The organism is Deltaproteobacteria bacterium (genome assembly GCA_016874775.1).
Lineage (GTDB): Bacteria > Desulfobacterota > Binatia > Bin18 > Bin18 > VGTJ01.
Genome location: VGTJ01000044.1, coordinates 25,767 through 33,334, shown reverse-complemented (window position 1 = coordinate 33,334; position 7,568 = coordinate 25,767). Strand labels below are relative to the sequence as shown.

General features: G+C 54.7%; 6 protein-coding genes. 3 read left to right on the top strand and 3 right to left on the bottom strand.

The genetic code is table 11. The features are described 5' to 3' along the window. Positions 1-96 precede the first annotated feature (96 nt). Positions 97-3,309 (bottom strand): adenylate/guanylate cyclase domain-containing protein, encoded by a 3,213-nt coding sequence (locus tag FJ147_09845; protein MBM4256186.1) that lies wholly within the window; start codon positions 3,307-3,309, stop codon positions 97-99. A 170-nt stretch (positions 3,310-3,479) separates the two neighbouring features. Between FJ147_09845 and FJ147_09840 the strand changes: the two genes are divergently transcribed. Continuing rightward, positions 3,480-3,899: a hypothetical protein gene (locus FJ147_09840; protein MBM4256185.1), complete on the top strand. Its 420-nt coding sequence runs from the start codon at positions 3,480-3,482 to the stop codon at positions 3,897-3,899. Here FJ147_09840 and FJ147_09835 read toward each other — a convergent pair. Next, the gene (locus FJ147_09835; GenBank protein MBM4256184.1) at positions 3,871-4,755 is read right to left on the bottom strand and encodes an alpha/beta hydrolase; all 885 of its coding nucleotides are present in this window, start codon (positions 4,753-4,755) and stop codon (positions 3,871-3,873) included. The genes FJ147_09840 and FJ147_09835 overlap by 29 nt on opposite strands. A gap of 276 nt (positions 4,756-5,031) precedes the next feature. Here FJ147_09835 and FJ147_09830 point away from each other — a divergent pair, with 276 nt between their 5' ends. Continuing rightward, positions 5,032-6,216, top strand: coding sequence for a hypothetical protein (locus tag FJ147_09830; GenBank protein ID MBM4256183.1), 1,185 nt, complete (start codon positions 5,032-5,034; stop codon positions 6,214-6,216). Positions 6,217-6,376: 160 nt separating this feature from the next. Beyond that, on the top strand, positions 6,377-6,925 hold the full coding sequence (locus tag FJ147_09825; protein ID MBM4256182.1) for a hypothetical protein: 549 nt from the start codon (positions 6,377-6,379) through the stop codon (positions 6,923-6,925). 260 nt (positions 6,926-7,185) lie between these two features. Here FJ147_09825 and FJ147_09820 read toward each other — a convergent pair whose 3' ends face one another. Beyond that, positions 7,186-7,383: a hypothetical protein gene (locus FJ147_09820; protein ID MBM4256181.1), complete on the bottom strand. Its 198-nt coding sequence runs from the start codon at positions 7,381-7,383 to the stop codon at positions 7,186-7,188. Between the last annotated feature and the right edge of the window lie 185 nt (positions 7,384-7,568).

Below are 7,568 nucleotides of genomic sequence, written 5' to 3'. Positions count from 1 at the left end.
ACCGGCTTAACACCTCACGGGCAAACTCTGCTTCCATCGCGTCCCTCCACTCCCGGACGCTATAGCAGAGCCGTTTTCTCTTGTCAGACCACCACTTTACCTCAGGCCTCGACCTTTACAGCGGTGGGGGCCAGCCTCTAGCCCCAAGCCTCTAGCCTCCCTTTGCTCTTTAAACTTTACACCTTGAACGTTAAACTTTCTTAAGATCAGTTCCCCATTCAGTCGCCACAACTCCGAGATCCCATAGAACTCTTCGTGTTGTAACGCCATGTGCAGCGCCCGGCCGACGACTTCTCTCGCATCGTTTCCTTGACCAATGCGCGCATAGGCATGACCCAACAACGCCAGAAACGCCGTAGCCGTCACCTCTGCACCAGTGGCGGTCCATTCTCGAATTCCTTGCTGCAGCTCCTCCCACGCAGGCTTCCGCGACCCGCGCTGTCCACGGATCCACCCGCGCAGGACCTTCCCATACGCCGTCCACATCGGAAACCCATATTCCTGGCTCAAGCCGATCACTTCAGTCGTCAGTGTTTCCGCTGCAGCAATGTCTCCCCGTAACACATGTAGTGTGGCAGCAATGTTCAGCGCAAAGGCTACACTAAAGCGATGTCCGAGCGATCGCGCCAGCGTCACCATCTCCTGGCAGCATTGAAACGCGCGGTCAGGGTATCCGAGACTCCATTGCGCAAGCGCTGCATACGCCAGACACATGACACCGGGGTCCTGGAGCGCCCGAGGTTGATGCAACGCCCGTGTGTACAGCGCGATGCCTTTCTCAACTTGGGCAAGTGCCTCGGGAAATCGTCCACGATGAAAGAAGGTCTGCCCGAGCGTCCAATACGCTTGCACGAGCGGTCCTGGCTGCGTTTGTTGTTGCGCCAACTCTAAACACTGCTCAGCTAATTGTTGTGCCGTCCCGAGTCGGGCACGAATAAAATAAAAGGCCTCTAGTCCAAACAAGGTACGCAACAATCGTGGAGTTTCCCCAATCTGACGACAGAGTGTCAACGCGCGCGCATAACACTGCTCAACCGCTAACGCACCGTACCCTTGCGTTGCGATCAAGGGTCCACCCAGCGCAATTTGCAAGGTCAACTCATGTTGATTGCGCTCGGGGGTTTCCGGCAAATGACGGAGCAGATCTAGCGCTTTGGTAAAATGTTGCGTTGCTTCAGCAAGTGCAGAGCGCTCGCTGGCGTGTTGTCCAGCTAACTGCCAATAACGAATCGCGGGGGCAAAAAACCGAGCTTCCGCATAGTGATGGGCAATAACTTCGGCTTGTGCCTCGCGGAGTTCTGCTGCACCCGCTTCCAACGTTTCGGCAATGCGCTGATGATAGTGACGTTGGGTACGTTTCCGTAGCGACTGATAGGCGGCATCTTGTACGAGTGCATGCTTAAAGAAGTAGTTCGCCTGCGGTGGGATTCCTCGCTGGTACAATAACTCAGCATCAACGAGCGTCGTCAGTGCCAGCTGCAACGTGTCTTCATCAACTGGAGAGACCGTATGTAGCAATTCATAGGAGAACTCACGTCCGATGGTCGCCCCCAACTGCGCGACCTCTTTGGCAGCTGGCGAGCGATCAAGGCGCGCCATCAGTACATCGTTCAGCGACGTCGGAATCATTGGTAGCGACGAAGTGCGGCCCGTTGCAGTTCCAGCGAACGTTCCCCTCTCAACTATCATCTTCGTCAGCTCTTCGACAAACAACGGAACCCCGTCAGCTTTCGTCACAAGGAGTGCCTGCGCCTCTGCGGAAAGAGCGCGTCCGTGTGCGACGTGGGCACTCAGGGTGGCGACTTCATCGTCTGCCAGTCGTTCCAACGGCAAATGTGTCATGTATGACGTGAGACGCCACGGAATGCGAAAGTCAGGACGAAAAGTGAACACCAACAAGATCGGTGCGCGCAGCACTTGTTCCATAAACAAAGCAAGGGATTCGAGAGTTGACGGATCAGCCCATTGCAGGTCTTCGACTATACCAATGACCGGACTCCGCGCGGCGGCTTTCGTTAACCAAATGCGTAGTCCTTCGAGTACCGATCGACGCTGCTGTTGCGGCGGTAGAGACAAGGGCGCAAAGCGCTGAGATGGCAGCGGCAAGCCGAGCCAGTTGGCGAAGACAGGGACCGTCTCTGCCGGTGACAACCCATAGGTGACGAGCACCCGTTCAAGTTTGTCTAATTTCTGTTCTGGAGAATCGCTCCGTTTGAAGTTCAGAGCACGCCATAGCAAGTCGATGGTTGGATATAACGCACTGTGCTGGCGGTAGGGAAAACAATGGGCTTCAAGCCAGGTGTGAGGCTGTTCACCAACCTGCTCTCGTAAGGCCTGAACCAAGCGGGATTTCCCGATCCCCGCTTCTCCACCAAGCAAGACAACATGGCCAATCCCCTTCTTCGCACTTTGCCATCGATCACGGCAGATCGCCAACTGCGAGGTTCTGCCGACGAGTGGAGACAAGCCTTTTGTCGCAGCGACTTCAAGGCGGCTCCGTGCCTCAGTCTCTTCTTCTACTTGATACACAGCCAAAGGCGTCGCGATATCTTTGAGCGTTGGAGTGCCAAGTTCACGACAGGTAAAGAACCCTTGGACCAACTGGAACGTCGCTTCACTGATACAGACACTATTGGGCTCGGCGATCTCCTGGAGGCGCGCCGAGATATTGAGCGGCTCCCCAACAACTTCGACCAGCTCCTGGGTATTGGCCGTTTTCACTTTTCCGGCAACGACAGGTCCGGTGTGAACGCCAATCCGCACCTGAAGAGGAAGCGTCTGTAAGGCCGGGATGGTCTTTTGCAGTCGAACATTCAACCGCGGCAACCCGGCAACGATTTCTAAGCCAGCACGAACGGCACGATACGCATCTCCCTCATGCGCGACAGGAAAACCAAAATAGACCAGCGCCCCATCACCAAGATAACGGGCAAAATAGCCATCAAACCGCGCGATAACCTCTGCGCAAAGGTCGTGGTAGGCTTGAACGACTTCTCGCAGTTCTTCGAGTTCTATGCGTTGCGAGAGCGCGCTTGATCCCACGAGGTCACAGAACATCACTGTTAGTTGTCGCCTTCCCAAACCAAGACGGAGGGCTGTTTTCTGCGCCTGCAAGCGTAACTCTACCTGAGACGAGTGGTTCCCCTCACGGGACACCGTCGGTTGCTGGGGCGGAGGTTGCGGTTCTCGCCGAGCCAGTGAACTCTTAGCGAGCGACCGCCCGCATTGCCCACAGAACGTTATTTTTCCAGGATTGAGGAAGCCACAACTGCTGACACAGTTGAGGGAGGGCGGACGCACATTGTCCACAGAAGATCATGCCCGGAGGATTCTCGGCACCACATTCCATGCACTGCACCACACATACCTCCTCTCACGAGATTACCACGAGCAATTGTACACATCACACCTTGGCGTTGCCAAGGACAGGCGGAGTTTGCTATCTGACTCATACAGTTCACAAGAGAAAAAGAGAAACTATGGCTGTGGAAAACTCCCCTAAACCTTTACCAGCGATTGACGAACTCACCAAACCGTTTTGGCAAGCCGCGGCACAACACCAACTCGCGCTTCAACGGTGCCAAGACTGCAACTACTTCAACCATCCGCCACGCCCGCTGTGCGATGCGTGTCTCTCACAACGGTTAGAGTTCGTGCCGGTAAGTGGTCGCGGCACGGTGTACAGCTACACCGTCATGCATCAACCCAACATCGCGGGATTCGAGAAAGAGGTGCCGTACATCAACATGCTTGTTGAACTTGACGAACAGCCACGGTTGTTCATGGTGTCATTTCTCCCGATCTCTGAGCGCGACAAGATTCGCATCGGCGGAAAGGTCGAAGTCACGTTCGACAAGATCAATGATGAGGTCACGTTGCCGCAGTTTCGCTTGGCGTGAGCAAGAACTGCCGCAACTGCTCAGCCAACTCCTGCGGCTTCTCTTCAGGAATGAAGTGCCCGCAATCAGCCACTGATCCACCTTCAGCGTGTAGCGCGGCACGCTTGATGGATTCGACGACTAAGTTCCCACGGCCACGCGAACCTCCGCCACCCAGTCCTAATGTCGGCATCGGCAGCTTGAAGCCAGTGGCAAAGGTCGCCTGATTGTCGGCAATGTCTTGTCCGAGCGTGCGGTACATGTTGAACCCCGCCCGCATCGCTCCAGCTTGCGAATACGCACGGACATATTCATTCACATCAGATTCGCTGAACACACCGGCTTGATCACAGCCCCAATTGAAGAACCATTCCAGATAAATGCGCTCACGACCAAAGGTCAGTGCTTCAGGTAAATCTGGCACTTGATGAAACAAGTGATGCCAGCGCGGCATTTGTCCGGCGGGAGTCAGTCCTCCCAGTGCTTCGGCTTGGAGTCCAATGACTGGGACATCGAGCAACACCAAGTGTGACACTTCCTTGGCATGATCGGCGGCGAGACGAAAGGCAACTACTGCACCAACGTCATGGCCAACCACAGCAAAGCGTTCATGTTTGAGATGATCGTGCATCAGTTGCCAGATGTCATTGGCAACGGTCTTCTTGTCATAGCCACCGATTGGCCGTCCCGAGTCGCCGAGCCCGCGCAAGTCCGGCGCGACCAGGCAAAACTGATTGGCCAGTAACGGCATCACCAACCGCCACTCATACCACGTCTGCGGCCAGCCATGCAGCAACACAACCGGAGAGCCGTGCCCGAGAGTCACATAATGTAAGCGAATATCTTTGAGGTTTGCGTAGTAGTGTTTGAATTCCATAGTCCCTCCTTCATGTATGCACCGGCCGTACATAGCACTGCGTGATAAAAGCGTCATTCCCGCGAAGGCGGGAATCCAGGAGGAATAATCGGAGGCCATTGCTTGAAGTCCCTGGATTCGGGGTCTCGCGCTGCTCGCCCGGAATGACGGAACTTTTTATGGCACTTTCTTCACCATAGTCTCACTCCCACGCAACCTTGAGCATTCCCCCACAAACGACTACGATACCGCGCCGAAACACTCTGACGAGCGAAAGTCAGAAAGGAACACCCATATATGTGGTCAGGCAAAGGCAAAACCGCCATCGTCGGCATTGGCTATTCTGAATTAACTCGCCATTCCCAGAAACCGCTCGGGCTACTGGCTATCGACGCTTGCCGCGCAGCGATGGCTGATGCTGGCGTGCGACCAGAGCAGGTTGATGGTCTCGCGACTTATCCCGAGTTACCCGCACTTGGCGCCGGTAGTCGCGACGGCGAAGACATTGTCAGTGTCATGTATCTCGTGAATCACTTGCCCCTCGCGCCAGATATTCGTTGGTACGCACAGATTGAAACCGGCATGATCGCCAGCCCGGTCATTGAAGCCGTGCACGCGTTGCTCGTTGGTGCGTGTGACTACGTGTTAGTCTGGCGCGCGATGCACAATCCCCGTGGCCGTTATGGCGCGTGGTCAGGCTCACGCGCTGCCGGTGAAGCGCAGTTTATCGCGCCGTATGGCAGTACCAGTATTTTCCAGTGGCACGCGATGCAGTGGCAACGCTATATGCATCAATATGGCGCGACCCGTGAGCATCTTGCCACCTTTGTCACCAATAGTCGTCGTAATGCCAACCTTAATCCTCGTGCGTTTTTCTATACGACGCCGATGTCACGTGAAGACTATCTCGCCTCACGCTGGATTTCCGAGCCGCTGTGTTTGTTCGACTGTGACATTCCAGTTGAAGGCTGTGTCGCGTTAGTATTAACGACTGCCGAACGCGCACGCGATCTGCGCAACCCACCCGCCCACATCGCTGGCTACGGCCAAAACACCAGCCCACGGCGGACGCTGTTTCATTACTCACTGGACGACTACATGGCGTGTGGCGGTTCGCTGGCACAGAAGCTATGGGCCTCATCGGGATACGGGCCAAAAGATATGGATGCTGCCGAGTTGTACGATGGCTTCAGCCCGTCAACGATTTACTGGATCGAGGCAGCAGGCTTCTGTCCACGTGGCGAAGCCTACGCGTTCATTCAGGATGGACGTATTGCTCTTGAAGGCGAACTGCCAGTGAATACGTTCGGTGGCAGCCTCAGTGAAGGCCGCTTACACGGCATGGGTCATATTGCTGAAGCGGTATTCCAAGTCACAGGCCGTGCAGAGAAGCGACAAATTCCGGGAGCCGAGATTGCATGTGCGATTGATGGGTCACCGATGTTGCGCGGGAGTGGACTGGTTGTGACAAAGATGCCATGAAAGAGGCTATAAGCTTCAGGCTTTAAGCCTTAGGGAGAAGAGAAGAAAGTAGGCCGGAATAAGTGAAGCGTCCCCGGCAAAAGCACCTCACCGTTTGTCAATTCGAACGAGTTCGCTATACTGACAAAGGAACCAATGGCAAGAAGCGGGGAACGACGCCATGTCGCAGTCAACGTCACCACAGTCTGTATTCGATCTCTTCTATCGCATGGATAGTGCAGGGGTTCTCATTGAAGTCGGTGGCAAGTGGGACCAGTTCGCCCAGGAGAATGGTGGGGCTGCGCTCATTGGCCAGGCTGTCATTGGCAAACCCATGCTGCGCTTCATTACAGGTGACGCTCCGCGCATGCATTTTTTGACACTCCTGGAGAAACATAGACTTCTGGCCGGTGAGAGTATCCTGCCATATCGCTGCGATTCCCCACAGCACAAGCGCTTTATGGAGATGCGTATGCGTCAGGATCACGATGGAACGATTCTCTGTCTCCATCGTACTGTTCGCGTTGAACCGCTGTCCCCAGCACGGTCTTTCGTTTATCACAAGGCATCGACCACAGCCTCTCGCTGTAGCATGTGCAACCGGGTGCGCGTCGACAAATTCTGGGTCGAACCCGAGGCGACACCGGCGTCCGAGACTCACCCACTAGGGGTGGTTTATACGGTCTGTGCGGATTGTCGTGCCGGGATAAAGAGGAAAGCCCAGACGTGAACGATCCTCTGCTCCTCGGTTCGCGCGCTATCCTAGTAGCCTCTAGAAGTTATAGTATTTCCCCGTAGGCATCGACCTACCTCCTCTTTTCCTTACCACACAGCTTGTCACAAAGTCATAGAACATTTCTTTGACTTCACTATCTCTATTTGTTATGTATACATGCAGCTGCTGATATTCACAAAAAACCACCTGTACACCGACAAACGAGAAGGACTAAGGACAAGACACCGTCAGCATTCTCCTAATTTGATTCAGCATCAGTTCTTTTGATCATCGGTCAAGAACGAATGGGAAGAGAGAAGGAATATGCGCACGCCATCTTCGCAGGTTGAGCAATCCCAGGATGCCCCCCAGTTGCCGGTCGTCGGGATTGGCGCATCAGCTGCCTGTCGCAGTTCAGCGACAAAGAGATCGTCTTTGGTCGAATGTGAAATGAAGACCTTCTTGTCCCCCATTTTTCCCCCAACTGCGAGTACTACTAATCAGGTCGTCGTGAATTGTTTTAGTGTGCCATAAGGAGGGGAAGAAAGGAATCAGCGATGGTGACGGCAAGGGGTTTCTTCTCCCTCAGGAAGAGGGAATTTGACATTGGACCGTATGGGAGGTGCGTAAGGAACTCATAAGCGGTCCTTTCAATCAC